General features: G+C 72.8%; 27 protein-coding genes. 8 read left to right on the plus strand and 19 right to left on the minus strand.

The genetic code is table 11. The annotated features are described in order from the left end of the window. The first annotated feature begins 315 nt into the window (after positions 1-315). Together EV383_RS32450 and radA are read left to right on the plus strand one after the other, a co-directional pair. Positions 316-1,029 (plus strand): copper chaperone PCu(A)C domain-containing protein, encoded by a 714-nt coding sequence (locus EV383_RS32450; RefSeq protein WP_165438177.1) that lies wholly within the window; start codon positions 316-318, stop codon positions 1,027-1,029. Next, positions 1,026-2,399 (plus strand): DNA repair protein RadA, encoded by a 1,374-nt coding sequence (gene radA, locus EV383_RS28425; protein ID WP_130295150.1) that lies wholly within the window; start codon positions 1,026-1,028, stop codon positions 2,397-2,399. Before EV383_RS32450 ends, radA begins: the two co-directional genes overlap by 4 nt. Positions 2,400-2,421: 22 nt before the next feature. Here the strand turns inward: radA and EV383_RS28430 are convergent, their stop codons facing one another. Beyond that, positions 2,422-3,270 carry a RodZ family helix-turn-helix domain-containing protein gene (locus tag EV383_RS28430; protein ID WP_130292900.1) on the minus strand — a complete coding sequence of 283 codons (849 nt, stop codon included), beginning with the start codon at positions 3,268-3,270 and terminating at the stop codon, positions 2,422-2,424. A 324-nt stretch (positions 3,271-3,594) separates the two neighbouring features. On the opposite strand from EV383_RS28430, the gene EV383_RS28435 reads away from it, so the two are divergent. Genes EV383_RS28435 through EV383_RS28445 form a run of 3 tightly spaced genes read left to right on the plus strand, consistent with a single transcriptional unit; the run spans position 3,595 to position 5,304 of the window. After that, the gene (locus tag EV383_RS28435; protein ID WP_130292902.1) at positions 3,595-4,467 is read left to right on the plus strand and encodes an HhH-GPD family protein; all 873 of its coding nucleotides are present in this window, start codon (positions 3,595-3,597) and stop codon (positions 4,465-4,467) included. A gap of 4 nt (positions 4,468-4,471) precedes the next feature. Continuing rightward, the gene (locus tag EV383_RS28440) at positions 4,472-4,969 is read left to right on the plus strand and encodes a 2'-5' RNA ligase family protein (RefSeq protein WP_130292904.1); all 498 of its coding nucleotides are present in this window, start codon (positions 4,472-4,474) and stop codon (positions 4,967-4,969) included. A gap of 5 nt (positions 4,970-4,974) precedes the next feature. Then, entirely contained in the window at positions 4,975-5,304 is a 330-nt protein-coding gene (locus EV383_RS28445; RefSeq protein ID WP_479725237.1) for a Clp protease N-terminal domain-containing protein, read from the plus strand. Between the two features lie 159 nt (positions 5,305-5,463). Here the strand turns inward: EV383_RS28445 and EV383_RS28450 are convergent, their stop codons facing one another. Further along, positions 5,464-6,279, minus strand: a complete 816-nt coding sequence (locus tag EV383_RS28450) for an alpha/beta fold hydrolase (RefSeq protein WP_242623349.1) — start codon at positions 6,277-6,279, stop codon at positions 5,464-5,466. An 18-nt stretch (positions 6,280-6,297) separates the two neighbouring features. Between EV383_RS28450 and EV383_RS28455 the strand changes: the two genes are divergently transcribed. Further along, positions 6,298-6,621 (plus strand): antibiotic biosynthesis monooxygenase family protein, encoded by a 324-nt coding sequence (locus EV383_RS28455; protein WP_130292906.1) that lies wholly within the window; start codon positions 6,298-6,300, stop codon positions 6,619-6,621. Between the two features lie 95 nt (positions 6,622-6,716). After that, entirely contained in the window at positions 6,717-7,481 is a 765-nt protein-coding gene (locus EV383_RS28460; protein ID WP_130295154.1) for an SIR2 family NAD-dependent protein deacylase, read from the plus strand. A gap of 58 nt (positions 7,482-7,539) precedes the next feature. Here the strand turns inward: EV383_RS28460 and EV383_RS28465 are convergent, their stop codons facing one another. From EV383_RS28465 to exaC, 3 genes are all read right to left on the minus strand, one after another. Continuing rightward, complete coding sequence (locus tag EV383_RS28465; protein ID WP_130292908.1) at positions 7,540-8,130, minus strand: cysteine hydrolase family protein; 591 nt, start codon at positions 8,128-8,130, stop codon at positions 7,540-7,542. A 105-nt stretch (positions 8,131-8,235) separates the two neighbouring features. Further along, on the minus strand, positions 8,236-8,658 hold the full coding sequence (locus EV383_RS28470; protein WP_130292911.1) for a DUF779 domain-containing protein: 423 nt from the start codon (positions 8,656-8,658) through the stop codon (positions 8,236-8,238). Further along, positions 8,658-10,181 carry an acetaldehyde dehydrogenase ExaC gene (exaC, locus tag EV383_RS28475; protein WP_130292913.1) on the minus strand — a complete coding sequence of 508 codons (1,524 nt, stop codon included), beginning with the start codon at positions 10,179-10,181 and terminating at the stop codon, positions 8,658-8,660. The genes EV383_RS28470 and exaC overlap by 1 nt, the downstream gene beginning before the upstream one ends. A gap of 255 nt (positions 10,182-10,436) precedes the next feature. On the opposite strand from exaC, the gene EV383_RS28480 reads away from it, so the two are divergent. Beyond that, complete coding sequence (locus EV383_RS28480; protein WP_242623350.1) at positions 10,437-11,939, plus strand: helix-turn-helix domain-containing protein; 1,503 nt, start codon at positions 10,437-10,439, stop codon at positions 11,937-11,939. Positions 11,940-11,962: 23 nt separating this feature from the next. Here the strand turns inward: EV383_RS28480 and EV383_RS28485 are convergent, their stop codons facing one another. The 14 genes from EV383_RS28485 to folP form a co-directional block, all read right to left on the minus strand. Further along, complete coding sequence (locus EV383_RS28485) at positions 11,963-13,006, minus strand: YihY/virulence factor BrkB family protein (protein ID WP_207223683.1); 1,044 nt, start codon at positions 13,004-13,006, stop codon at positions 11,963-11,965. 137 nt (positions 13,007-13,143) lie between these two features. Further along, a complete protein-coding gene (locus EV383_RS28490) occupies positions 13,144-15,690 on the minus strand; it encodes an ATP-dependent Clp protease ATP-binding subunit (RefSeq protein ID WP_130292918.1) in 2,547 nt (848 codons plus the stop codon). Between the two features lie 260 nt (positions 15,691-15,950). Continuing rightward, entirely contained in the window at positions 15,951-16,787 is an 837-nt protein-coding gene (locus EV383_RS28495) for a siderophore-interacting protein (RefSeq protein ID WP_130292920.1), read from the minus strand. 166 nt (positions 16,788-16,953) lie between these two features. Next, the gene (locus EV383_RS28500; protein ID WP_130292922.1) at positions 16,954-17,298 is read right to left on the minus strand and encodes a histone-like nucleoid-structuring protein Lsr2; all 345 of its coding nucleotides are present in this window, start codon (positions 17,296-17,298) and stop codon (positions 16,954-16,956) included. A 191-nt stretch (positions 17,299-17,489) separates the two neighbouring features. Then, a complete protein-coding gene (gene lysS, locus EV383_RS28505) occupies positions 17,490-18,947 on the minus strand; it encodes a lysine--tRNA ligase (protein ID WP_130295158.1) in 1,458 nt (485 codons plus the stop codon). A gap of 420 nt (positions 18,948-19,367) precedes the next feature. Next, entirely contained in the window at positions 19,368-20,231 is an 864-nt protein-coding gene (locus EV383_RS28510; RefSeq protein ID WP_130292924.1) for a type III pantothenate kinase, read from the minus strand. A gap of 4 nt (positions 20,232-20,235) precedes the next feature. Next, complete coding sequence (panD, locus tag EV383_RS28515) at positions 20,236-20,655, minus strand: aspartate 1-decarboxylase (RefSeq protein ID WP_130292926.1); 420 nt, start codon at positions 20,653-20,655, stop codon at positions 20,236-20,238. A gap of 13 nt (positions 20,656-20,668) precedes the next feature. After that, on the minus strand, positions 20,669-21,538 hold the full coding sequence (gene panC / locus EV383_RS28520) for a pantoate--beta-alanine ligase (RefSeq protein ID WP_130295160.1): 870 nt from the start codon (positions 21,536-21,538) through the stop codon (positions 20,669-20,671). 46 nt (positions 21,539-21,584) lie between these two features. Then, positions 21,585-22,478 (minus strand): Rossmann-like and DUF2520 domain-containing protein, encoded by an 894-nt coding sequence (locus EV383_RS28525; protein ID WP_130292928.1) that lies wholly within the window; start codon positions 22,476-22,478, stop codon positions 21,585-21,587. 381 nt (positions 22,479-22,859) lie between these two features. Next, the gene (locus EV383_RS28530) at positions 22,860-24,428 is read right to left on the minus strand and encodes a PrsW family intramembrane metalloprotease (protein WP_130292930.1); all 1,569 of its coding nucleotides are present in this window, start codon (positions 24,426-24,428) and stop codon (positions 22,860-22,862) included. Positions 24,429-24,504: 76 nt separating this feature from the next. After that, entirely contained in the window at positions 24,505-24,993 is a 489-nt protein-coding gene (locus tag EV383_RS28535; RefSeq protein ID WP_242623351.1) for a DUF3180 domain-containing protein, read from the minus strand. After that, positions 24,990-25,499 (minus strand): 2-amino-4-hydroxy-6-hydroxymethyldihydropteridine diphosphokinase, encoded by a 510-nt coding sequence (gene folK, locus EV383_RS28540; RefSeq protein ID WP_130292933.1) that lies wholly within the window; start codon positions 25,497-25,499, stop codon positions 24,990-24,992. The genes EV383_RS28535 and folK overlap by 4 nt, the downstream gene beginning before the upstream one ends. Beyond that, positions 25,496-25,879 carry a dihydroneopterin aldolase gene (folB, locus tag EV383_RS28545; RefSeq protein WP_130292935.1) on the minus strand — a complete coding sequence of 128 codons (384 nt, stop codon included), beginning with the start codon at positions 25,877-25,879 and terminating at the stop codon, positions 25,496-25,498. The genes folK and folB overlap by 4 nt, the downstream gene beginning before the upstream one ends. Next, complete coding sequence (folP, locus tag EV383_RS28550) at positions 25,876-26,775, minus strand: dihydropteroate synthase (RefSeq protein ID WP_130292937.1); 900 nt, start codon at positions 26,773-26,775, stop codon at positions 25,876-25,878. Before folP ends, folB begins: the two co-directional genes overlap by 4 nt.

The following is a 26,775-nucleotide window of genomic DNA, read 5'->3' on the forward strand; positions in this document are numbered from 1 at the left end:
TCTGGCCCCTTTCGCTGCACCCAGGTTAACACGTCGCGCCGACACGCCGGTGACCGGACTGCACCGTCGTCGCAGGTCAGGGGGTTGACAACCTCCGGCAAACATGCCTTCCGGGGTCTCCGGAGCGCCCGGACGGACCACGTCACACCACCGAGTGCGCGCTTCACGGCCCTGCGCGACTAGGCTCGCCGCGGACCGCGCGGGGACTTCCGTGTGGCGACACCGCCTCGGTGTTCCCGCTCCCCGCGCCCGCAGCAGCGTCAGACCGTGCCGGGACGTGCCCCCCGGCAGTGTCAAGGAAAGGACACGCCGACCGTGAGCCGCACCCGCCGCTTCCGCCCGTCCCGGACCCTCACCGGGGCCGCCGGAGCCGTCGCCCTCACCGGAGTCCTGGCGCTGACCGGATGCGGTGCGGGCCAGCTGGCCCAGACCGCGAACCAGATCTCCGCCGTCAACGGCATCAGCTCGCAGGTGGGCCAGGTCGTGATCCGGGACGCCCGTGTCGCCTACCCGCCGCGGGGCGCCGAGGGCAACGTCTACCCGGCCGGGAGCGCCGCTCCGCTGGAGGTCACCCTCCTCAACACCGCGTCGGTCTCCGACCGGCTCGTCGGCATCAGCAGCCCGGTCGCTCCCGCCGTCCGCGTCGCCGGCGACCCGACCCTGCCGCAGAACATCCCGCTCGTCGCCCAGGTGGCGGCCGAGGGCGGCGTCCAGCCGGGCAACCGGCCGATCACGATCGAGCTCGGCGGCCTCACCGCGCCGATCCGTCCGGGCCTGCCGACGCCGGTCACGTTCTCGTTCGAGCGCGCCGGGTCCGTCACGCTGCAGGTCCCGATCGCGGCGCCGCCGGAGGGCACCGAGCCCGAGCGCGCGGACGCCGAGGCGGAGGGCTCCGAGCAGGCGTCCCCCGAGCCCGCGGCCCCGGCCGAGGCCGGCGCACCCGCCGGCGGGGAGGCCATCGTGCCGGCGCCGCAGCCCGCCGAGGCCCCGGGCGCTCCCGCCCCGGCACCCGCCGAGGGCGGCAACTGACCACCCGGACCCGGGCCGCCCGCAGCGGCGGCTACCGGTGCACCGAATGCGGCGTCCAGGCCGCACAGTGGGTGGGGCGCTGCCCCGGCTGCCAGGCCTGGGGCTCGTTGGAGCAGCTCGAGGCGCCGCGCGCCGGGCCCCGCCAGGTCGTCGCGGGCGCTCCGACCACGCCCGCCCAGCGGATCGGCGACGTCCAGCTCGACGCCACCCGGGTCCGCCCGACCGGCGTCGAGGAGCTCGACCGCGTCCTCGGCGGCGGCCTGATCCCCGGCGCGGTGGTGCTGCTCGCCGGTGAGCCCGGTGTCGGGAAGTCCACACTCCTGCTCGAGGTCGCCGCACGCGCCGCGGACGGTGCGCGGGTGCTCTACGTGTCCGGCGAGGAGTCCGCGGGGCAGGTGCGGCTGCGCGCCGAACGCACCGGCTCCGTGCACGACGACCTCTACCTGGCCGCGGAGTCCGATCTGGAGTCCGTGCTCGGGCACGTCGACGAGCTCGCGCCGAAGCTGCTGGTGATCGACTCGATCCAGACCATGTCCACCGCGACCGCCGACGGCTCGCCGGGCGGGGTCACCCAGACCCGCGCCGTCACCGTCGCGCTGACGGCGCTGGCCAAGCAGCGCGGCCTCGCCGTCCTGCTCGTCGGGCACGTCACCAAGGACGGCGGCATCGCCGGGCCGCGGGTGCTGGAGCACCTCGTCGACGTCGTGCTCTCGTTCGAGGGCGACAAGCACTCCACGCTGCGCATGGTGCGCGGGGTGAAGAACCGCTACGGCCCGGCCGACGAGGTCGGCTGCTTCGAGCTGCGCGACGAGGGCATCGTCGGCCTGCCGGACCCGTCGGGGCTGTTCCTGGCCCGCTTCGGCGCAACCCGTGACAACGTCGTCCCCGGCACCGCCGTGACCGTCGTGATGGACGGCCGCCGCCCGCTGCTGGCCGAGGTGCAGGCACTCGTCGCGGGGTCGAACATCCCCAGCCCGCGACGCGCGGTGTCCGGGCTGGACTCCGCCCGGGTCGCGATGCTGCTCGCCGTCCTGGAACGGCGCGGCAACCTCAAGCTGCACGACTCCGAGGTCTACACCGCCACCGTCGGCGGCATGAAGGTCTCCGAGCCGGCCGCGGACCTGGCCGTCGCGCTCGCCGTCGCCTCGGCCCAGCGCGACATCGCGCTGCCCCCGGACATGATCGTGCTCGGCGAGCTGGGCCTGGCCGGGGAGCTGCGCCGGGTCGGGGGCGTCGGGCGTCGGCTGGCGGAGGCCGCGCGGCTCGGGTTCACCCAGGCCCTCGTGCCGCCGGACTCCGACGTCCGCAACGCGGGCATGAAGGTCACCGAGGTGACGAACCTGGGTCAGGTCCTGGCCCGGATCCGCTGAGCCGCCGCCGGGCCGGACAGGGTCAGCTCAGCAGGAACGGCGCCGGGTCGCTGATCACCGGGCCGAGCCGGGTCAGCACGCGGTAGGCCCCGGCCGGGAGCCGGTCCCGCGCGACCCCGCAGCCCGGCACCGAGCCCAGGCCGCTCCAGGTGACCGCGAACGCGACCGGCTGTCCGGGCACGAGGGTGCGCAGGTCGTCCGAGGCCGGGTTGGAGCAGTCGTTGCTCGACCAGAGCCTGTTCTTGCCGTCGCCGCTCCAGACCACGATCTCCTGCAGCGTGCCGTCGAGGTCGCGGACGCAGGCCTGACCGCTGACGTTCGTGACGACCAGGCGCAGCACCGGGCGTGCGCCGACCTTGTACTCCGGCTGCCCGACCTCGGCGCCGACCTTGATCATCCTGTCGGTGCAGGGCGGCGGGCCGGTGGGCGGGGAGGGACCCGACGGCGGTACGACGACGGCGGGGCGCGGTGTGTCGTCGGGCCGCACGGTCTCGTCCACCGGGCCCGCGTTCGGGGACGCGGGCCCGGTGGACGAACCTGTCGCCGCCCCGGCGGGGGGAGCACCGGCGAGGCCGGGCGTACCGGGGGCGGCAGGTGTCACCGACGCGGGGGACGTCGGCGGGGCCGGGTTCACCGGCCCGGAAGCGGGGGTCCCGGCGGCGGGGGTACCGCCGGTCTGTCGGTTCTGGTCGGCCGGGTTCTGTTGCTCGATCTGGGCGGCGCGGTCGGTGGAGGAGTCGTCGGCCGGTGGCAGGATCAGTGCCGTCGCGAGCCAGAGCAGCCCGAACAGGCCGAGCAGCGTCGCACCGACCGCCAGCATCCGACGACGCCAGTACACCGACGCCGGTAGCGGTCCTACCGGGTCCATCACGTGACTCACGGTAGGTCGTCCATTACGGATAGTCGCGACGACGCACCGGGCTCCGAGCAGCGGGCGCAGGTCCACCCTTCTGATCGACACCCGCCGTCCCGTCCGTGTCGGATACGTCGGCGCCGGACCCACCGCCATCGCCCGTCACCTGCAGGAACAGCGCCACCCCGGTGTCGTTCACGCTCCGGTGCCGCGACCGCACACGCACCGTGGCGCCGTACGTCCCGGACGCCGGGCCCGCGTGTGCCCGGCGCATGGAACGCGGGCCGACCGGGTACGGGGCCCGGCCGGTTCACGGGCGGACGCGACGGCGAGAATGGGGCCGTGTCGTCCCCGCTGGCCGATCTCGTCCTCCCCTGGTTCCGCGCCGAAGCCCGGGACCTGCCGTGGCGCCGCCCGGAGACGACGCCGTGGGGCGTGCTCGTCAGCGAGTTCATGCTCCAGCAGACGCCGGTGAACCGCGTCGAGCCGATCTGGAACGTGTGGATGCAGCGCTGGCCGCGACCGTCGGACCTGGCCGCGGCGCCGCGCGCGGACGTGCTGCGGGCCTGGGGCAAGCTCGGCTACCCCCGCCGCGCGATCCGGCTGCACGACGCCGCCGCGGCGATCGCGGAGCAGCACGGCGACGAGGTCCCCTCCGACGTCGACGCCCTGGAGGCGCTGCCCGGCGTCGGCTCCTACACCGCGCGCGCCGTCGCCGCGTTCGGCTACGGGCTGCGCGCGCCGGTGGTGGACACCAACGTCCGGCGGGTGGTGGCCCGCGCGGTGCACGGGGCGGGCGACGCCGGCCCGGCCCGGGTCCGCGCCGACCTCGCCGACGTCGACGCGCTGCTCCCGCCCGACGACGACTCCGCGGCCGTCGTGTCGGCCGGGCTGATGGAGCTCGGCGCCGTCGTCTGCACCGCCCGGACGCCGCACTGCGGGCTCTGCCCGGCGTCGTCGGTGTGCGCGTGGGTGGCCAACGGGCGCCCGGCTTACGACGGCCCGCGCAAGCCCGTGCAGGGCTTCGCCGGGACCGACCGTCAGGTCCGCGGCAAGCTTCTCGACGTGCTGCGCGACTCCCCCGGCCCGGTGCCCCGCGCCGCGCTCGACGCCGTCTGGTCCGACGCCGGGCAGCGCGACCGCTGCCTGGACTCCCTGCTGGTCGACGGCCTGTGCGAGCAGACCGACGACGGCCGCTTCGCACTGCCCGCCTGACCCGGTGCCGCACTACGTCCGGCTCCGGCTCGACGACGACGCCGTCGCCGCCCTGAGCGGGTTGCGGGCACGACTCACGGCGGCCGGTGTCGACGCCCCGCCGGCCGGGCACCGGCCGGACGTCACGGTGGCCGCGACGGCGACCGTCCCGCGCGCGGCCCGGGACGCCCTGGTCGCCGAGCTGCGCCTCGTCGCGCTGCCCGCGTTGTGGCTGGCCACGCTCGGTTCGGTCACGGGCGACGACGAGCGTCTCGTGCTCGCCGCCGTCACCGATCCGGAGGTACTGGCCGTGCACATCGCCGTGCACGACGTGCTGGCCGGCCGGGTGCGCTCGCCGTTCGCCGCGCACCTGCCGGGCTCGTGGCTGCCGCACGTCGTCCTCGCCCGGTCCCGCCCGGCGGAGGCGTTCGCGCTGCTGCACCCGGTCGGCCCGATCCGGGCCCGGATCACGGCCGTCGAGCTGCACGACACCCGCTCCGGGGAGACCGACACCCTCGCCTGATCGTCATCGCCTCGCAGAACCACGCGTGCGGGTCCTCCAACGCCGAGATCGGCACCGTGCACCTGGGCCTGGGGCTCCTCGACGAGGCCGAGTCCTCCCTGGCCGGGGGCGTGTTCCGGGCCCTCGGTGTCTCGGTGGAGACGGCACGGCGGACCCTCACCACGACCCTGCCGGCTCCGGCCAAGGATCTCCCCTCGCTCATCCCGTTCGACTCCGCGGCCAAGAAGGCACTGGAGCTGACGTTCCGCGAGGCGCTGCGGCTGGGCCACAACTACGTCGTACGGAACACATCCTGCTCGCGCTGCTCGAGCTGGAGGACGGGAAGGGCCCGCTGACCGGGCTCGGCCTCGACCGCGCCGCGGCCGACGAGCAGGTGCGCATCGAGGTCGAGAAGGCCCGGGTCCGGGCCGAGGGCTGACCCGCGGTCCCCGGATGATCGGCGCGCCGGCAGCGAACGGCACCGGATCCGGCGGGATCCGCTGCCACGACGGCGATCATGTCCGGGCCAGCAGATCGTGCACGGCGTCCAGGTAGGCCTCCGGCGCGGCCGCGTGCACGAGGTGTCCCGTCCCCTCGATCCTCAGATGCCGGGCGCCGGGGATCCGCGCCGCCACGGCCGCGAGCTGCCCGGGCGGGGTGATCGACTGCCCGGCCTCGATCAGCAGCGTCGGGATCCGGGCCGCGGCGAGCGCCTCGACCGCGTCCCGGTGTGCCGTCCGGGTCCAGTGCGCGGCGATCGTCGTCGCGTCCGTGACGTCGGTGAGCAGGTGGTAGCCGTCGGCGCGCTCGACGACGCACTCGGACATGTAGTCACCGGCCTCCGGGTAGGGGTGCCCGAACGCCTCGCGCACCGCGGCGAGGGACGGCTGCGGCTGCGGGATCGCGGAGAACCAGGCGTGCATGTCGTCGACGGTGTGCGGGGACAGGCCGGTCAGGTCGACGGCCATGTCCTCCACGACCAGCGCGCGGACCAGGTCCGGGCGCGCGGCGGCGGCGAGCAGTGCATGCAGCCCGCCCATCGAGTGCCCGATCAGCGCGACCGGCCCGGCGTCGAGCCCCTCGACGAGCTCGACGACGTCGGCGGCCATCCGCTGCGGGTCCCACGCGTCGGTCGCGGGGCGCTCGGACCGGCCGTGCCCCCGGGCGTCGAGGCCCAGCACCCGCCCGTGCCGGGTCAGCTCGCGCGCGACCGGCCACCACGTCGTCGCCCGCCCCATCAGTCCGTGCAGGAGCACGACCGGGGTTCCGTCGCCACCGAACTCGACGACCTCCAGGGCCACACCGTCCGAGCTCCGCACCGTCCGCCGCACGCGGCTAGCGTAGGGGGCATGGCTGTTGTGAAGATCAATGCGATCGAGGTCCCCGAGGGCCAGGGCCCCGAGCTGGAGCGCCGCTTCGCCCACCGTCTGGGTGCGGTGGACGGTCAGCCCGGCTTCCTGGGCTTCCAGATGCTGCGGCCGGTCTCCGGTGACGAGCGCTACTTCATCGTCACCCAGTGGGAGTCCGACGAGGCGTTCCACAACTGGATGAAGGGCGACGGCGTCGCCGCGCACTCCGGTGAGCGCGCCCGCCCGGTCGGGTCGGGGTCGTCCGTGCTGGAGTTCGAGGTCGTCGACCTCGAGGAGATCGCGAAGCAGTCGGCGGGGTCCTGATCACCGACACCACCCCGGTCCCGGCGGAGGATCTCGACGCGGCGGCGGGGCTGTTGCGCTCCGCCGACGCGGTGCTGGTCTGCGCCGGGGCCGGCATGGGCGTGGACTCCGGGCTGCCCGACTTCCGGGGACACGAGGGTTTCTGGCGCGCCTATCCGGCCTACCGCGGGCTCGGCCTGGGCTTCCAGGACCTGGCCGGGCCCGTCCACTTCGTCGACGATCCGCCGCTGGCCTGGGGCTTCTACGGCCACCGCATGCAGCTCTACCGGACGACGGTGCCGCACTCCGGGTTCGACGTCCTGCTGCGCTGGTCGCGGCGGTGGCCGGCGCGGGTGTTCACGTCGAACGTCGACGGGCAGTTCCAGCGCGCCGGGTTCGACGCCTCCGACGTCGCCGAGGTGCACGGCACGATCCACCACCTGCAGTGCCTCGCCGAGTGCGGCGAGCCGGTATGGCGGGCCGACGACGTCGAGGTGGACGTCGACGAGACGACCATGCGCGCGGTCGGCGCCCTGCCGTCCTGCCCGCGCTGCGGTTCGCTGGCCCGGCCCAACATCCTGATGTTCGGTGACCTGGCGTGGGACGACCGCGAGATCGGGCCCCGCCTGCAACGGCACGTCGCCTGGCTGCGCGAGCTGCGCCGCGACGGCGCCCGCCTCGCCGTCGTCGAGCTCGGAGCGGGGACAGCGGTGCCCACCGTGCGCCGTCAGTCGGAGCTGGCCGCCGCCTCGTCCGGCGCCCTGGTGCGGATCAACGTCCGCGAACCCGAGGTCCGCCACGGCCACGGAGTGGGCCTCGCCGCGCCCGCCGCCGCCACCCTCGCGGCCCTCGACGCCGCGCTGGAGCACCCCGGAACGTGAACGAGCGGCACCCTCGTCGGAAAGGTTCCGACGAGGGTGCCGCTCGCTGGGAGCATGCTCAGCTGGGGACGGACGTGTTGTCCGGGACCACGATGCCGGGCAGGTCGGACAGCGCGGCCAGGCTCGCGGCCTGGACGTGCGCGGCCGGGACGTCCTCGTTTCCGTTCGGCAGCGAGCGGGTCGCGGTCGCGGCGGCGACGACGGTCGGGGCGAAGCCCAGGCTGAAGCCGCTGCGTGCCGTCGAGTTGATGCACATGTGCGTCATGAACCCGGCCAGGACCAGGTTCTGGATGTCGCCGAGCTGCGCCTGCAGGTCGGTGCCCACGAACGAGCTGGGGAAGTTCTTGATGATGATCGACTCGCCGTCGCGCGGGGCGACGGAGGAGTGGATCGCGCCGATGTCGGCCTTCACGTCGTAGGGCGAGCCCTCGCCGGCGTCGTGCTGGATGTGGATCACCTTGGCGCCGGCCGATCGGGCCCGGTCGAGCAGGGTCGCCGCCTCCTCGAGGGCGGGCTCGACGTTGTCGAGCTTCATGATCCCCTCGGTGTAGGTGTTCTGGAGGTCGACCATGATCAGAGCGGACTCGGACAGCGGCGCCGGCGTGGCCGGCAGCCCCATCAGTCCGCGCAGGGTGTGCAGGTCGGACATGTGTGCGGTCTCCTTCGACACGCTGGTGGGCCGCGTGCTCACACGCGACCCGGGACGCCGAACGGGCCCGGGGCTTCACTCGCCCCGGGCCCGTTCGGTGCTACGTCACTTGCCTTCCATCGCCCGGTACTCGTCGTCGGTGAACAGCCGGGAGCGGATCAGGAACCGGACGCCCTCCGGCGCCTCGACCGAGAACCCGCTGCCGCGGCCCTTCACGACGTCCACCGTGAGGTGGGTGTGCTTCCAGTACTCGAACTGGTCCGCCGCCATGTAGAAACCGATGGTCTTCTCCAGCCCGGGGACCGAGAGGTCCCCGAGATGGACGTCGGACGCACCGGTCTTGAAGTCCCCGTCCGGGTAGCACATCGGAGCACTGCCGTCACAGCAGCCACCGGACTGGTGGAACATCAGCGGACCGTGGATGTCGGTCATCTTCACCAGCAGCTCGGCCGCCGCCGGAGTGAGCGTCACCCGCTCGGTGCCACCGGGCACCTCCGGTACCTCGGTGGCGGTCGAGTCCTGGCTCATCAGAAGAAGCCCTGGGCGTTCTGCGAGTAGCTCACCAGCAGGTTCTTGGTCTGCTGGTAGTGGTCGAGCATCATCTTGTGGTTCTCGCGACCCACACCGGAGTTCTTGTAACCGCCGAACGCCGCGTGCGCCGGGTAGGCGTGGTAGTTGTTCACCCACACCCGGCCGGCCTGGATGTCGCGGCCGGCGCGGTAGGCGACGCCGCCGTCACGCGACCAGACGGCCGAGCCGAGGCCGTACAGCGTGTCGTTGGCGATCTTGATGGCGTCGTCGTAGTCGGTGAAGCGGGCCACCGACACGACCGGCCCGAAGATCTCCTCCTGGAAGACCCGCATCGAGTTGTTGCCCTCGAACACGGTCGGCTGGATGTAGTAGCCGCCGGCGAGCTCGCCACCGAGGTCGGCCTTGCCACCACCGGTGAGGACCTTGGCGCCCTCCTGCCGGCCGATGTCGATGTAGGACAGGATCTTCTCGAACTGGTCGTTCGAGGCCTGCGCACCGATCATCGTCTCGGTGTCGAGCGGGTGGCCCTGCTTGATCTGCTCGGTGCGCTTGACGGCCTGCTGCAGGAAGTCGTCGTAGATGCCGCCCTGGATGAGCGCGCGCGACGGGCAGGTGCAGACCTCGCCCTGGTTGAGGGCGAACATCGCGAAGCCCTCGAGCGCCTTGTCGTAGAACGCGTCGTTCTGCGAGGCGACGTCGTCGAAGAAGATGTTGGGGCTCTTGCCGCCGAGCTCCAGCGTGACCGGGATCAGGTTCTCCGACGCGTACTGCATGATCAGTCGGCCGGTCGTGGTCTCACCGGTGAACGCGATCTTGCGGATGCGCTTGTTCGAGGCCAGCGGCTTGCCCGCCTCGACGCCGAAGCCGTTGACGATGTTCAGCACGCCCGGGGGCAGCAGGTCGCCGATGACGTCCATCAGGACGTGGATCGAGGCCGGGGTCTGCTCGGCCGGCTTCAGCACGACCGCGTTGCCGGCGGCCAGGGCCGGGGCCAGCTTCCAGATCGCCATCAGGATCGGGAAGTTCCACGGGATGATCTGGCCGACGACGCCCAGGGGCTCGTGGAAGTGGTAGGCGACGAGGTCCTCGTCGATCTGGGAGATGCTGCCTTCCTGCGAGCGGATCGCACCGGCGAAGTAGCGCAGGTGGTCGATCGCGAGCGGGATGTCGGCGACCAGGGTCTCGCGGCAGGCCTTGCCGTTCTCCCAGCTCTCCGCGATGGCGATCATCTCGAGGTTCGCCTCGATGCGGTCGGCCATCTTGTTGAGGATGTTGGCGCGCTCGGTGACCGAGGTCTTGCCCCAGGCCGGTGCCGCGCCCCAGGCCGCGTCGAGAGCCTTCTCGACGTCCTCGGCGGTGCCGCGCGCGACCTCGGTGAAGACCTCACCGGTGATCGGCGTCGGGTTCTCGAAGTACTGGCCCTTGACCGGCGCCACGTACTCGCCACCGATGTAGTGGTCGTAACGGGGCTTGAAAGTGACAACGCTGTCCGGCTGGCCGGGAGCCGCGTACTTGGCCATCTTCGGATCCTCCATACGTCGGGATGCACGTCAGTGCTTGCACGTGACGCCCGACACTAGAAAGGCCGGGGTTGCAACCGCGTTGCACGCAGATGCGAATCCTCACCTGAGGGGTAGGGCCGCAGCAGCGGATCAAGCTCAGGATTGCCTCAGTTCATGATCTAGGGGATGCTCGGAGGACAGCGGGGAGGGGGGCCGGGTGCTGTGCTCGACGCCGGCACCGGGCGAACCACCCTTCGTCGACACGGGAGCGATGTGGCTCAGGGCCGAAGTGCACGACCCGCGGGGGACGTCGACCGCGACCACGCGACGAGGACCACCCGTTCGCGCAACGTCGACCGGCTCGCCCGCACGCGTGAGGCCGTCCTGTCCCGGGACGCGACCGACGACGGGCCCCGTGAGGTCGTCTCGGAGTCCTGGCAGCGGTCGCTGGCCGCGCACGTCGACCCGGAGCACGGACGCCCGTGGCACGCCTTCGAGCGCCGCGAGGTCGACGACCTGCGGGAGGGGCACCCGCTCTCCCCGGTGCTGCCGCTGCTGCGCGACACCCTGGTCGCGATCGCCGACCAGGCCCACCACATGATGATCGTGACCGACGCCCAGGGACACATCCTGTGGCGCGAGGGCGAGCGTGACGTGCTGCGCCGCGCCGAGCAGGTGGAGCTCGTGGAGGGCACCCGCTGGAGCGAGGAGTCGATCGGCACGAACGCGATGGGCACCGCGCTGGCCGCCGACTCCCCCGTCCAGATCCACTCGGCCGAGCACCTGGTCCGCACCTACCACCAGTGGACGTGCGCGGCCGCCCCGATCCACGACCCGGACACCGGCGAGACGATCGGCGCGGTGGACGTCACCGGTCCGCTGAGCACGTTCCACCCGACGACGATGTCGCTGGTCGTGGCCGCGGCCCGGCTCGCGGAGAACCACCTGACCAGCCGGATGGCGCTGCGCGACGAGGTGTTCCGGGCCCGGAACCTGCCGCACCTGGCCGGGCTCGGTGACGCCCCGGGCGCGCTGCTCTCCTCCCGCGGACGGGTGCTGGCCGCGCAGCCGCTGGGCTGGGTCAGCGACCGCGTGGTGCTCCCGCACGAGGGGGACCGCGTGATCCTCGGCGAGGACACCGAGGGCGTCCTGGAGCCGCTGGCCGAGGGGTACCTGCTCCGCGTGCTGCGCCCCGGCGGTCGTCGGTGGGCGTCGCTGTCGATGCCGTTCCTCGGTGCGCAGCGCCCCGTCGTGTGGCTGGACGGGCGCGCGGTGCGGCTGAGCCTGCGCCACGCCGAGCTGCTCACCCTGCTCGCTCTGCACCCGGAGGGCCTGACCGCGGACCGTCTGGCCACCGCCCTCTACGGCGACGCCGGCAACCCGGTGACGGTGCGCGCGGAGATGCACCGGCTGCGCTGTCACCTCGACGAGGGTGTCATCCGCACCCAGCCCTACCGGCTCCACGCCGGGGTGGACGCCGACTTCCTCGACGTCCGCGAGTCCCTGCGCTCCGGACGCATCCGCGACGCCGCCGAGGAGGCCGCCCGCGGCCCGCTGCTCCCCGCGTCCGAGGCGCCGGGCGTCCGGGCCGAGCGGGAGCATCTGGAGGCGAGCGTGCGCGCGGCCGTCGTGCAGCGCGGGGACGCCGAGGCGATGTGGGCCCTGGCCCGCACGCCCGAGGGCCGGGAGGACACCGAGCTGGTGGCCCGCCTCTTACGCGCCCTGCCCCCGACCGACCCGCGGCACATCGAGCTGACCACCCTGCGCCGTCCCTGACCGCTCCGAGCCGGCGTCGCTGGTCAGCGCGGGCCGGAACCCGGGTGGGCGTCGAGGGTGTCGGGAATGCCGTCGTCGTCGGTGTCGGGCAGGCGCGGGTCGTCCTGCCCGGCGCGGACGGCTTCGAGCTGCGCGGCGAGGGCGAACCCGGCCAGCAGCGCCACCCCCGTGACGTTCGCCCAGAGCAACAGCGCCATCACCGCCGTCAACGGGCCGTAGGTGTCGCCGAACGTGCCGGCCACCGCCACGTACAGCGCGAGCAGCCCGGAACCGGCCAGCCAGGCCAGCACCGTGACGGTCGCGCCGACGGCGAGCCAGCTCAACCCCGGCTGACGACGGCGCGGGGCGAAGCGCAGCAGCGCCGTCACCGCCACGACGAGCGCGGCGAGACCCACCGGCCAGCGCAGGACGTCCCAGACCTCCTCGGCGGCGTCGCCCCAGCGGTAGACCTGCTCCATCGCCTCACCGAACGGCTCCCCGGCGACGATCAGCAGCAGGCCGATCGCCATCGCCACCCCGGCGGTCGCGGTCAGGGCGGCGGCGCGGGCGTACTTGCGCAGCACCGGGCGGTCCCGCTCGGTGCCGTAGACCCGGTTCGCTCCCCGCTCGAGCTGCGCGAACGCCGAGGTGGCCGCCGCGAACGCGGTGAGCAGGGCCAGCACGACGACGACCTCGCTGCGGTCGCTGCCCTCGTCACCGCCGGTCTCCTCCCCGTCGTCCCCGGGCGGCTGCGGTGTGTCCGCCCCGGACACGGCCTGCTCGACGAGCGCGTCGCTGCTGCCCGGGGAGATCGCCACCACCGTGCGCGCCACGACCTCGGAGAACGACTCGACGCCGACGGCGGTGGCCAGGCCCGCCCCCGCGATCACCAGTGGCACCGACGCCAGCGCCAGCTGCAGCCCGAACGCCCGGGCGTGGCTGAACCCGTCGCCGTAGCGGAAGCGGACGAACCCGGTGCTCAGAAGGCGCCGCAGGCCGTAACGACGGACGGTGTGCCGGGCGTCGTCGGCGGAGAGCTGCTCGCCGGACATGAGCTCGGTCTCCGGAACCGCCCGCACGCTGCTCACGGCGCCTCCGCGGGACGACGTACGTCAGCGCTGCTCACGTCGGTGAGGCTAGCCAGGAAACCGAGGGCGTACACGACGACGGCCCGCCCGGACGCGGGGTCCGGACGGGCCGTCGAGGGTCGTGCTACCTACCTAGCTCACTCCTCGCCGGAGGCGGCGAGCTCGGTGGGCGGCGAGTCGGGCACGGGGCCGGACGGCTTCGGCTCACCCCGGAAGGTGAACACCGCCTTGTCGTCCTGCGCCTTCGAGCCCTCGGGGGCGTCGGAGTCGATGCCCTCGACGTCGACCAGCACGATCTGGCCGGCCTCGATCTCGCCGAACAGGATCTTCTCCGACAGCTGGTCCTCGATCTCGCGCTGGATGGTCCGGCGCAGCGGCCGGGCGCCCAGCACGGGGTCGAACCCGCGGCGGGCCAGCAGGCCCTTGGCCGCGTCGGTGAGCTCGATGGCCATGTCCTTGTTGGCCAGCGCGCCCTCGACGCGGGTGATCATCAGGTCCACCATCTCGATGATCTGCGGCTGCGTGAGCTGGTGGAAGACGATGATGTCGTCGATGCGGTTGAGGAACTCCGGGCGGAAGTGCTTCTTCAGCTCGTCGTTGACCTTCGTCTTCATCCGCTCGTAGTTCGACGCCTCGTCGTTGCCCGACGAGAAGCCCAGCCCGACCGCCTTCGAGATGTCCTGGGTACCCAGGTTCGAGGTGAAGATCAGCACCGTGTTCTTGAAGTCCACGGTCCGGCCCTGACCGTCGGTGAGACGGCCGTCCTCGAGCACCTGCAGGAGCGTGTTGTAGATCTCCTGGTGCGCCTTCTCGATCTCATCGAACAGCACGACCGAGAACGGCTTGCGCCGCACCTTCTCGGTGAGCTGACCGCCCTCCTCGTAGCCCACGTACCCGGGAGGGGCACCGAAGAGCCGCGAGGCGGTGTAGCGGTCGTGGAACTCGCCCATGTCGATCTGGATGAGCGCGTCGTCGTCGCCGAACAGGAAGTTCGCCAGCGCCTTGGACAGCTCGGTCTTACCGACACCGGACGGGCCGGCGAAGATGAACGAACCGGACGGGCGCTTCGGGTCCTTCAGGCCGGCACGGGTCCGGCGGATCGCCTGGGAGACGGCCTTGACGGCGTCCTCCTGGCCGATGATCCGCTTGTGGACCTCGTCCTCCATGCGGAGCAGACGGGTCGTCTCCTCCTCGGTGAGCTTGAAGACCGGGATGCCGGTCCAGTTGCCCAGGACCTCGGCGATCTGCTCGTCGTCGACCTCGGCCACGACGTCCAGGTCACCGGACTTCCACTGCTTCTCGCGCTCGGCCTTCTCGCCGAGCAGGGTCTTCTCCGAGTCGCGCAGGTGCGCGGCCCGCTCGAAGTCCTGCGCGTCGATCGCCGACTCCTTGTCCCGGCGCACGTTCGCGATCTTCTCGTCGAACTCGCGCAGGTCCGGCGGAGCGGTCATCCGGCGGATGCGCATCCGGGCGCCGGCCTCGTCGATCAGGTCGATCGCCTTGTCCGGGAGGAACCGGTCGTTGATGTAGCGGTCGGCCAGCGTCGCCGCGGCCACGAGCGCGCCGTCGGTGATCGTGACGCGGTGGTGCGCCTCGTAGCGGTCGCGCAGACCCTTGAGGATCTCGATGGTGTGCGTGACGCTCGGCTCGGCGACCTGGATCGGCTGGAAACGACGCTCCAGGGCCGGGTCCTTCTCGACGTACTTGCGGTACTCGTCGAGCGTGGTCGCACCGATGGTCTGCAGCTCACCACGGGCGAGCATCGGCTTGAGGATCGAGGCGGCGTCGATCGCGCCCTCGGCGGCACCCGCACCCACCAGGGTGTGGATCTCGTCGATGAACAGGATGATGTCGCCGCGCGTGCGGATCTCCTTGAGCACCTTCTTGAGGCGCTCCTCGAAGTCACCGCGGTAGCGGGATCCGGCGACCAGCGAGCCCAGGTCCAGCGTGTAGAGCTGCTTGTCCTTGAGCGTCTCCGGGACCTCGCCCTTGACGATGCCCTGCGCCAGGCCCTCGACGGCGGCGGTCTTGCCGACGCCGGCCTCACCGATCAGGACCGGGTTGTTCTTGGTCCTCCGGGAGAGGACCTGCATGATCCGCTCGATCTCCTTCTCCCGGCCGACGACCGGGTCCAGCTTGCCCTCACGGGCCTGCTGGGTGAGGTTGCGACCGAACTGGTCGAGCACCAGGGACGACGACGGTGTGCCCTCGCCGCGCCCGGCCGAGGCCTCGGCGGGCTCCTTGCCCTGGTAGCCGGACAGCAGCTGCAGGACCTGCTGGCGGACGCGGTTGAGATCCGCCCCCAGCTTGACCAGCACCTGTGCCGCGACGCCCTCGCCCTCGCGGATCAGCCCGAGCAGGATGTGCTCGGTGCCGATGTAGTTGTGACCGAGCTGCAGCGCCTCGCGGAGCGACAGCTCCAGCACCTTCTTGGCCCGCGGCGTGAAGGGGATGTGCCCCGACGGTGCCTGCTGGCCCTGGCCGATGATCTCCTCGACCTGCTGCCGCACGCCCTCCAGGGCGATCCCGAGCGACTCGAGGGCCTTGGCGGCCACTCCCTCGCCCTCGTGGATCAGGCCAAGGAGGATGTGCTCGGTCCCGATGTAGTTGTGGTTGAGCATCCGGGCCTCTTCCTGGGCCAGGACGACAACACGTCGAGCTCTGTCGGTGAACCTCTCGAACAATTCGCACTCCTTGACTGCTGCGCCTCACGTACAGCGCGACCAGCATCTCCGTCCGTCCCGGAACACCCGGGACCGACACTGCGCCCTCGCGTGACACCGCGCCCGGACGTCCTGTCGTCCTGACGCGCTCATACCACTGTATCGGTCGGAGGGGGTTCGGCGCCTCCACCTGGAGTGCACGAACGGTCCTGCGGTGCGTAACACCGGGTTCGCCCGGTGTGTTCCCAGTGTGATCCCGGTGCTCCCCGGACGCTCGGCGGTCAGGCCCGGGCGGCGGCCCGTTCCTCGGCCTGCTCGCGCTCCCGCTCGGCCGCCTTGAGCCTGCGGAACTCCTCGTCGGCGTGGCCACGGCGCCAGTAACCGGACACCGAGAGATCGTCCCGGCCGACCTCGCGGTCGTGCAGCAGGTGCCGCCGCAGCTCGCGGACGGCGGCCGCCTCGCCGTGCACGAACGCGTGCACCCGGCCGGGCAGGAACTCCAGGGAACGGACCTCGTCGACGAGCTGGGTCCCGTCCGGGTCGCCGCCCGCGGCGTCGCGGTAGAGCCAGCGCACGTCGAGCTGTGCGGCCGACTCCAGGTGCTGCTCCTCGCCCGAGGCGCCGACCTGGACGACGGCCACCGCCGGAACCCCGGCCGGAACCTTCTCCAGCGCCGCCGCGATCGCCGGCAGCGCGGCCTCGTCGCCGACGAGCAGGTGCCAGTCGGCCTCCGGAGCGGGCGCGTAGGCCCCGCCCGGCCCGAGGAGCCGCAGACGGTCCCCCGGCTTCGCCGACGCGGCCCACGGGCCGGCCAGACCGGAGTCGCCGTGGTGCACGAAGTCGATGGTCAGCTCGCCGGCGGCGTGGTCGAGGGCCCGGACGGTGTAGGTGCGCTGCGCGGGCCACTGCTCACGCGGGAAGTCGGAGTGCACGACGTCCATGTCCAGCGGCTCGGGGTACTCGACGCCCGGCTGCGGGAAGAGGATCTTGACGTAGCGGTCGGTGAACTCGGTGTCCGGGAACCGGGCCAGCCCCGCGCCACCGGCGACGATCCGGATCATGTGCGCGGACAGGCGCTCGGTGCGCAGGACCTCGAGTTCAGTGAGGGGACGGGCCATGGAGACCTCCGCGGGGAAGACGGCGGATACGCCGGGGCGATCGGCCCGGGCCTTGTCGTAGGCCACCCTAACCCCGAAACGCCGAACGGGTTCGCCGACATCGTCGGCGAACCCGTTCCGTGACCGATCGGCCACCGGGAAGAACGATTCCCGAAGCCGGCCGATGTCAGTTCTCCTGGTGGTACGCCTCCAGGACGTCGGCCGGAATGCGGCCGCGGTCGGAGACCTTCATGCCGCGCTTGCGTGCCCAGTCCCGAATCGCCTGGTTCTGCTCGCGGTCGATCGCCGGGCGACGGGCCGCGGAGTTCGAGGACGAGTTACCGCGACGGCGGCCGGAAGTCGCACGACGGGCCGAGGCCACGTAGTCGGCGAGCACGTCCCGCAGCTTCTTCGCATTCGCCGTCGTGAGGTCGATCTCGTAGTTCTTGCCGTCCAGGCCGAACTCGATCGTCTCGTCGGCGACATCGCCGTCCAGATCGTCGACTAGCCTGATCTCCCGGATCTGCGCCACCGTCGCAGCCTCCCCTTCTGACTTTGTGTTGCCCTGTCCGAAGTCACCCGATCGCCGATGTGACCGCAACGACGGGCCTTGACCAGACCACGTCCTTAAATCAGAGTAACCGCATTCGAACAGGAATGTCGAGTTGGGGTTGGACAGTGGACTCGATCAGGTAATGGACCGATCTGCGATCCGGCGCTTCTTCAGGATTCGCCGCGGACCAGAGGGAAGAGGATCGTCTCGCGGATACCGAGCCCGGTCAGGGTCATGAGGAGGCGGTCGACACCCATCCCCATGCCGCCGGTGGGGGGCATGCCGTACTCCATGGCGCGCAGGAAGTCTTCATCGAGCTGCATGGCCTCCGGGTCGCCCGCGGCGGCCCTCACCGACTGCGCGTACAACCGATCACGCTGTTCCACAGGGTCGACGAGTTCGGAATAGGCGGTCGCCAACTCGACCCCGAACACGATCAGATCCCACGATTCCGACAGACGCGGATCATCGCGGTGCGCGCGCGTGAGCGGGCGCACCTCGACCGGGAAGTCCCGGACGAACGTGGGCTCGATCAAGGTGTGCTCGACGAGCTTCTCGAACAGCTCCAGAACGATCTCTCCGGCGGAGAGGGAATCGCCGAGCTCGACCTCGTGCGTCTCCGCGATCTTTCGCAGCTCGGATATTTCGGTGTCCGGCGTCACATCCTGACCGACCGCACTCGCCACCGATCCGTACAGCGTGATCGAACGCCACTGTCCGCCGAGATCGTGTTCCGACCCGTCGGCGTGCCGGACGACCGTCGACCCGTACAGCGCGCGGGCCGATTCCTGAATCAGCTCGCGGGTCAGGTCGGCCATCTCGTCGTAGGTCGCGTAGGCCTGGTAGGCCTCCAGCATCGCGAACTCGGGCGAGTGCGTGGAGTCGATTCCCTCGTTCCGGAAAACGCGGTTGAGTTCGAAGACCCGCTCGACGCCACCGACGACGCACCGCTTCAGGAACAGCTCGGGCGCGATCCGCAGGTACAGATCGGTGTCCAGTGCGTTCGCGTGCGTCATGAACGGGCGCGCGGTCGCCCCGCCGTGCAGCAGCTGCAGCATCGGCGTCTCGACCTCGACGAAGTCGCGGCCGTGCAACGACTCCCGCACCGTGCGCAGGACGGTGGACCGCGCGCGGACCGTCTCCCGGGCCGCGGGGCGGACCATCAGGTCGACATAGCGCTGCCGGACGCGGTTCTCCTCGGACAGCTCGCGGTGCGCGACCGGGAGCGGCCGCACCGCCTTGGACACCATCTCCCAGGCGTCGGCCTGGACCGACAGCTCGCCGCGCCGGGAGGTGATCACCTCGCCGCGGACGAGCACGTGGTCGCCCAGGTCGACGACGGCCTTCCAGCGGGCCAGCTCGTCGGCGCCGACCCGGTCCAGGCTCAGCATGGCCTGCAGCTCGGTGCCGTCGCCCTCGCGCAGGGTGGCGAAGCACAGCTTTCCGGTGTTGCGCAGGAAGAAGATCCGCCCGACGACGGCGACCTTCTCCCCGGTCGCGGTGTCGGCGGGGAGGTCGGGGTGGGCGTCACGGACCTGGCGCAGGGTGTGTGAGCGCGGGACCTGGACCGGGTAGGGCTCGGTCCCGGCGGCGATCAGCTCCTCGCGCTTGGCCCGGCGCACCCGCATCTGCTCGGGAAGGTCCTCGTCACTGGGCGGCACGGAAGTCGTCACGCCGGGAAAGGCTAGTGACCTCTTCCAGCCGTTTCGGCCCCGGGCGGTACGAAACGGGTCGCCGGGCCCGGCCGGGGAGTCGTGGCGTCGGGGACGTGGCGACCGGATCGGATGCGCAGGACCTGCACCGCAGGCGGGCGCGTTCGTTCGGCGCGGTGGCCGCCGACTACGCCACGCACCGCCCGCCCTGCCCGGACGAGGCCCTCGACCTCGCCCTGGGATCGGCGACCCGTTCTTCACCGCCGCCGGGCGGACCGACGTCCGGTGGACCCGGCGCCGGACCACCGACGGATACGTCGCCGAGATCGCCACCCACTCCTGGGCGCTGACCGGCGAGCCCGCCGAGCGGGACGCGGCCTTCGCCCGGGCGCGGGCCTACCTGGCGGGGCGCCCGGAGACGGCGTCCGGGGTGTTCGACGTGCCGTTGGTGACGTTGGTCTGGCGGACGTTGCGCAGGTAGGTCAGCCGCAGGCCGAACAGGGTCAGCTCCGGCACGTAGTGCTCGATCGTCTCCGACTCGCCCCGCATCAGCTGCGACAGGCCACCGGTGGCCAGCACCGTGATCGGCCCCGCGGACGGGCCGAGCTCGGCGACGATCCGGCGCACCAGCCCGTCGACCTGACCCGCGAAGCCGAAGATCACCCCGGCCTGCAGGCACTCCACGGTGTTCTTGCCGATCACCGAGCGCGGCGCCAGGAGCTCGACGGTGCGCAGCGCGGAGGCGCGGGTGGCCAGCGCCTCCATCGAGATCTCGATGCCCGGGGCCAGCGCGCCGCCGAGGAACTCACCCCGTGCCGAGACGACGTCGATGTTGGTCGACGTGCCGAAGTCGACGATCACGCACGCGGTGCCGAACATCTGGTGCGCGGCCAGGGTGTTCACCACCCGGTCGGCACCCACCTCGCGGGGGTGGTCGACCAGCAGCGGCACCCCGGTCCGTACCCCCGGCCCGACGACCAGCGTCGGCATCCGGTCGGCGCGGCGTTCCAGCATCACCCGCAGCTCGCGCGAGAGCGCCGGCACCGTGGACAGCGCGCTGATCCCGGACACGGCCGGCGCGAGGTCACCGAGCATCGCGTAGATGGCGACCTCGAGCTCGTCCGCGGTCATCCGGGGCTCGGTGCGCATCCGCCAGCTGTGCGCGGTCTCCGGCCCCATCTGCTCCGGCGCCGACGGGTCCTGCTCCGGGTAGAGACCCAGCGCGATCTGGGTGTTGCCGACGTCGATGCAGAGGTGCACGCCTCTACCCGGCCCGGCCGACGGCGCCGGAGAGCAGGCCGGACCCGTCCGGAGCGTGGCCCGGGTCGGTCCCCAGGTCGGCGATCTTGTTGTCGGCGTCGACGAAGACGACCCGCGGCCGGTAGGTGACCAGCTCGGACTCGTCGTACTGGCCGTAGGAGATCAGGATGACGAGGTCGCCGGGGTGCACCAGGTGCGCGGCGGCGCCGTTGATCCCGATCACGCCGCTACCCGGCTCGCCGGTGATCGCGTAGGTCTCCAGGCGCGCGCCGTTGGTGATGTCGACGATGGTGACCTGCTCGCCCTCCAGCAGGTCGGCGGCGGCCATCAGGTCCGCGTCGATCGTCACCGAGCCGACGTAGTGCAGGTCGGCCTGGGTCACGGTGGCGCGGTGGATCTTGGACTTCATCATCGTGCGGTTCATCGGTCTGCCTCTCTCACAGCATGACGGCGACGTTGTCGATCAGACGGGTGGTGCCCAGCCGGGCCGCGACGAGCAGGCGGGCGTCCCCGGACTCCGGGACCGGGCCGAGGTCGGCGCCGCGCAGCTCCAGGTAGTCCACGTCCACGGACGGTTCGGTCGCGAGGACCTCGTGCGCCCGGTCCAGCACGGCCTGCGGGCCGGCCGCGGAGATCGAGGCGCCCTCGACGAGCGCCCGGGACAGCACCGCGGCCCGTGCCCGGTCGGACTCGGAGAGGTAGACGTTGCGCGACGAGCGGGCCAGGCCGTCGGACTCGCGCACCGTGGGCACCCCGACCACGGACAGCGGGAAGTCCAGGTCGCGGACCATCTTCTTGACCAGGACGAGCTGCTGGTAGTCCTTCTCCCCGAACATCGCCACGTCCGGCGCGACGATGTGGAACAGCTTCGAGACCACGGTCAGCATCCCGGCGAAGTGCCCCGCGCGGGTGGCGCCCTCCAGCTCCTCGCCGAGGGGGCCGGGGCTGATCCGGGTGTCCGCGCCGGGCGGGTACATGTGCCCGACCTGCGGGGTCAGGACCAGCTCGACGCCCTCCTCGCGGCACGCCTCGAGGTCGTCCTCCAGCGGGCGCGGGTAGCTCTCCAGGTCCTCGCCCGCCCCGAACTGCAGCGGGTTCACGAAGATCGACACGACCGGGACGACGGCGCCCGGCACGCGTTTGGCGTGCCGGATCAGCTCGCGGTGCCCCTCGTGCAACGCGCCCATCGTGGGCACGAGCGCGATCTTGCGGCCGGCGCCGCGCAGGGCGCGGGTCACCGCCGCGAGCTTGGTGGGCTCGGAGTGCACGGTCACCTGCCCGGCCACGTAGCCGTTGCGGGTGCTCATCGCGGTCACCGGTGTTCCTCCAGGGTCGTGCGGGTGGGTCCGGCGTTCACCGGTGTTCCTTCAGGACGGCGCGGACGTCGTCGAGTGCGGAGTGGTCGAGGAGACCGGCCGCGGCGGCCCGTCCCGCGGTGCGGGAGGCCAGGGCCCGGTAGGCCTCGGCCAGGTCCGGGTCGGCGGCGGTGATCTCGTCGAGGTGGGTGCGCAGGGTGCCGGTGTCGCCGCGGGCGACCGGTCCGGTGAGCGCGCGGTCGCCGTGGCGCAGCGCGTTGTCCAGGGCGGCCGAGAGCAGGGGCGCGACGAGCCGTCCGGCCGGGTGCACGCCGGCGTTCTCCAGCAGGTCCACGCAGTCCCCGACCAGCGTCATCAGGTGGTTGGCGCCGTGCGCGAGAGCTGCGTGGTAGAGCGGGCGGACCGACTCCGGCACCCGGACCGGCTCCGCGTTCATCTCCACGACCAGGGCCTCGCCGACGCTCGCCGCAGCCTCGTCACCGTCGGCGGCGGTCACCGCGACGCAGCACGACGCCAGCCGCTGGACGTCCTCCGGGCGGCCGGTGAACGTCATGGCCGGATGCAGGGCCACCGCCAGCACCCCGTGTTCGACGGCCGGCTCCAGCACGCGCACGCCGGAGGCACCCGCGGTGTGGGTGACGATCTGCCCGGGTCGGAAGCACCCGGCGGCGGCGAGGCCGCGGACCAGGCCGGGCAGCACGTCGTCCGGGACGGCGAGGACGACCAGGTCGGAGCGGGTCACGACCTCGTCCGGGGGCAGCAACGGGACACCGGGCAGCAGGGCCTCGGCGCGCTGGACCGACGCCCGGGAGACACCGCTGGTCGCGACGACGTGGTGGTCGGCCGCCGCGAGTGCGGCTCCGAGCACGACCCCGACCCGTCCGGCGGACACGACTCCGACGGCGAGCCGCGCGGGGCGGCCAGCGTTCATCGATCTCTCCTACTCGCTCCGGTCCACCAGGGGTACCGGTCGAGGCGTCGGCGACAATCCCTGTCGCGTGCCCGGCCAGGGTAGACGGATCCGCCTCCGCCGCAGCGGGCCGGTGACAGGCTTCACCCGCGGAACGCGCGCAGAACTCACCGGAGCGACCGCGGCCGCACGCGCTTCGCGACAGGGAGCGCGCGGTGAGACGGAGAACGCGCGGGAACCCGCCGGGCGGGTGGCGGGCGTGACGACGTCGGCCGGGGCCGGAAGAAGCTTCGACCATCGACGCGCACCGAACCCGCGGACGCGCGCTTCACGGAGCGCGCGGCACCGGGTTCGGCGCGCGGCACCAGGTACAGCACGCGTCTCGGACGTCTGTCGGGGCTCTCAGCGGCGGTGTCGGCCGGGAGCTTCGGACGAGTCGGGGTCGGCCGGGGCGGGGGGCCGTCCGTAGCCGGGCGGAGGACCGGTGTGGCCCGGAGGCGGGCCGGTCTGTCCCGGCGGCGGGCCGGACTGCCGCGGCGGTGCCGGGTAGCCCGGAGGCGGGTGGGCCGGAGGCGGGCTTCCCGGTGGGGGCACCTGGCCGGGCGGGCCGTAGCCCGGAGGTGGGCCGTATCCGGGCTGCGGGGCCGGGCCGGGGTGAGGACCGTGACCGGGGTGCCGGCTCCGGCCGTCCGTCTGGCCGGCGTCGGAGAACAGGTCCTCCGGGCCGGGGGCGCGGAGGGGCTGGGTGTAGCCGCCGTCCGGGTTCGGCGGGGGCGGCGGCTCCCAGCCGGGAGGTGGTGGGAGGCGCCAGGCCGAGGTGAGGGCGTCCGGCATGCCGATCGCCCGGGCACGGGCACGGAGGAGGGCGCGCAGCTTCTCGTCGTGCTCGGCCTGCGCACTCTCCCGGACGGCGCCGCGGGCGATCCGGTTGCGCATGAACGCGAGCTCGGTGACGGCGGCCTGGTAGTCGGCGACGGCCTTGGCCGCGGACCGTCCGGAGCGTCGCTGGACCAGCGCCCGCCAGCCGCGGCGGCGCGAGAGGTCGGCCAGCAGGGGCACCTCGCTCGGCGCGATCCAGCCGGCGGCGGCGAACCCGGGCAGCTCGGCGGTGACGATCCGGGCCTCGCGCTTGCGGGCGAACACCACGAGCACGATCAGCCCGACGAACAGCGGGAGCATCACGAACGCGTAGATCTCGAAGAACGTCGCCGGCGAGGAGGAGAACACCGACGCGGCGTTCCACAGCCCGTGCAGCACGACCGCGACCGCATAACCGACCAGCACGGCCAGCACCCGGAACCCGACGTGCCGGCTGGCCACCGCGACGCCCGCACCGATCCCGATCATGCAGGTGAACAAGGGGTGCGCGAACGGCGAGGCGATGCCGCGCACGAACAGCGTGGCGAGCACGCCGGCCGTCTCCGGGTCGGTGACCGCGCGGCCCAGGTAGAGGATGTTCTCGGTGAAGGCGAACCCGGCCGCGACGATGCCGGCGTAGACGATCCCGTCCACCACGCCGTCGAACTCGCGGCGGCGGAAGACCAGCAGGCCGACCAGGAACAGGCCCTTCACGCCCTCCTCGACGATCGGCGCGACCAGCACCGGCGCCAGGACGTCACCCGCCCCGCGACCGGCCGCCGCGTCCAGCACCGCCGAGGCGCTGGAGTTGATCAATAACGCGGCCAGCGCGGAGAACCCGGCGCCCCAGAAGAACGCCCCCAGCAGCAGCCGCGGGGGCTCGGGCTCCCAGCGGTCCACCCACAGGAACGTGGCCACCACCGGGAGGACCGGCAGCATCGCGCACAGCGTCCCGATCAGCACGCCGGCCGGTCCGATCGAGCGCTCGACCAGCCCGATCGTGATCAGCACACAGAGCGCGAGGACGACCAGCCCCGCGACCGGGAGCAGTACCCCCCGCCGTTTCGCGAACGGCGCCGGGGTGCCCGGTGCGGGCAGCGCGGGACTCACCATGTCGCCAGACCCTACGGGCGCGGACCGACAACCACCTCCCGCGAACCGGCCGACGGGGTGCCCCGATCGGCGGGGATCAGCGCAGGCGCTCCGGGCGGTCGTCGGTGTCCGGGTCGTCCGGCGTCCGGCAGCAGTACTCGAGCCAGAGGCCCGCCCCCACCAGCAGCAGGGCGCACACCAGCCCGATCCCGGCCGTCACGCTGTCGCCGGCGGCCGCAGTGACGTCGCCGGCCAGCGGCAACGTGTAGGTCAGCACCCCCGCCCACAGCCCGGTGACGAACGAGCCGGCCACGGCCGAGGCCTTGGCCACGATCACCGCCCGTGCGGCCAGCAACGGGTCCACCGGAGGGGCGCCGCGGCGCCGCTCGATCCGGCCGCGCAGCACGTACCCGCCGACCAGCTCCGCGATGCCCAGCACACCCAGGACGACCCCGGCGGCCAGCGGCAGCGACGGGATCGAGGAGTAGAACAGCCGGATCACCAGGTTGCCGACGAGCACCGCCGCCAGCCCGACGGCGAGCAGGTCGCGCGGGCGGGTGCGGGAGATCGACGGCTGCGGGGTCACGGCCGCAGCACCAGGTCGTCGCGGCGGCGCATCGCGGCGCGTTCGGCCTCGGGCAGGGCGGCGAGCAGCTCGGCGACCGGTCCGTGCCCGTCGAGCACGGCGCTCGGGTCGGCGTCGAGCCACGGTCCGAGCACGGTGGCCCGCGACGGCGTGCCGGGGTGCGGCAGCACCAGCTCCGGATCGTCGCTGCAGACCCAGCCGTCGTCCCCGCGTACGGCGACGACGTCCACGTCGAGGGTCCGCGGCCCCCAGCGCTGCTCGCGGACGCGCTCGGCCTCGGCCTCCAGGCGCTGACCGCGCCGCAGCCAGCCCCACGCGTCGAGGGCGGGGTCGTCGGCGATCACGACGGCGTTCAGGAAGTCCGGCTGGTCGGTGACGCCCCAGGGCGCCGTCTCGTACACCGGCGACGACGCCACCAGCGCCGGCCCGAGGTCGGCGACGACCAACCGCAGGTACGTGATCCGCTCCCCCAGGTTGGACCCGAGCGAGAGCACCGCGGTACTCACGGCCGCGCCCGCCGCACCACGACCGCGACGTCGGCGAACTGCAGCGGGATCGGCGCGGACGGCTTGTGCAGCGTCACCTCGACCTCGGCCACCCGCGGGTCGGTGAGCACGTCGTCGGCGATCTCCCCGGCGACCGACTCGATCAGGTCCCGCGCCGGACCGCCGATGATCGCGGCCGCGCCCTGGGCCAGGGCACCGTAGTCGAGGGTGTCGGCCAGGTCGTCCGACGCCGCGGCCGGTGCGAGGTCCACGGAGACGACGAGGTCGACGACGAAGTCCTGCCCGTCGCGGCGCTCGTGGTCGAACACGCCGTGGTTGCCGCGCACCCGCAGACCGCGCAGCTCGATCCGGTCCCGGGCCCCGGCGGCGGGCGCGCTCACTGGGCGTCCCCCAGCCACGGACCGGTGACGGCACGGGAGGCCCCCAGCCGGACGGCCGTGCTCACCGCGACGGCGTCCATCGTCGAGTCCACGTCGTGCACCCGGACGCCCCAGGCCCCGGCCATCGCGGCCAGGACGCTGGTCGCCGCCGTCGCCCCGTCGCGCCCGGAGTGCGGGCGCGGGCTGCCGGAGGCGTCGGCCAGCAGGTCGCCGAGGAACCGCTTGCGCGAGGCCCCGACCAGCACCGGGAACCCGAGCGCGACCAGGACGTCGAGACGCCGCAGCAGGGCCCAGTTGTGGGCGGCGGTCTTGGCGAAGCCCAGGCCCGGGTCGAGCAGGATCCGGTCCGGGTCCACCCCGGCCATCACGGCGGCGTCGGCGCGCATCACGAGCTCCTGGCGGACCTCGCCGATCACGTCCTCGTAGCCGGCCAGCTCGTTCATCCGCTCGCTGTGCCCGCGCCAGTGCATGAGGATCCACGGCACCCGGGCGTTCGCCACGACCGCGGCCATGTCCGGGTCGGCCAGCCCGCCGGACACGTCGTTGACCACGGCCGCCCCGGCCTCGACGGCGGCATCGGCGACCGAGGCCCGGGTGGTGTCCACGCTGACCCGGACGCCCTCGGCGACCAGGTCGCGGATCACCGGCAGCACCCGCTGCGCCTCGACCTCGGCCGAGACCCGCAGGGCCCCGGGCCGGGTCGACTCGCCACCGACGTCGACGAGGTCGGCGCCGGAGTCGCGCATCGCGATCCCGTGCGCGACGGCGTGCGAGAGGTCGAGGTAGCGCCCGCCGTCGGAGAACGAGTCGGGCGTGACGTTCAGGATGCCCATCACCGCGCAGCGGCCCAGCTCGGTGAGCCGGGCCCCGCCGTCGGAACTCCCCAGGACCGCCAT

This window comes from Pseudonocardia sediminis, assembly GCF_004217185.1.
Lineage (GTDB): Bacteria > Actinomycetota > Actinomycetes > Mycobacteriales > Pseudonocardiaceae > Pseudonocardia > Pseudonocardia sediminis.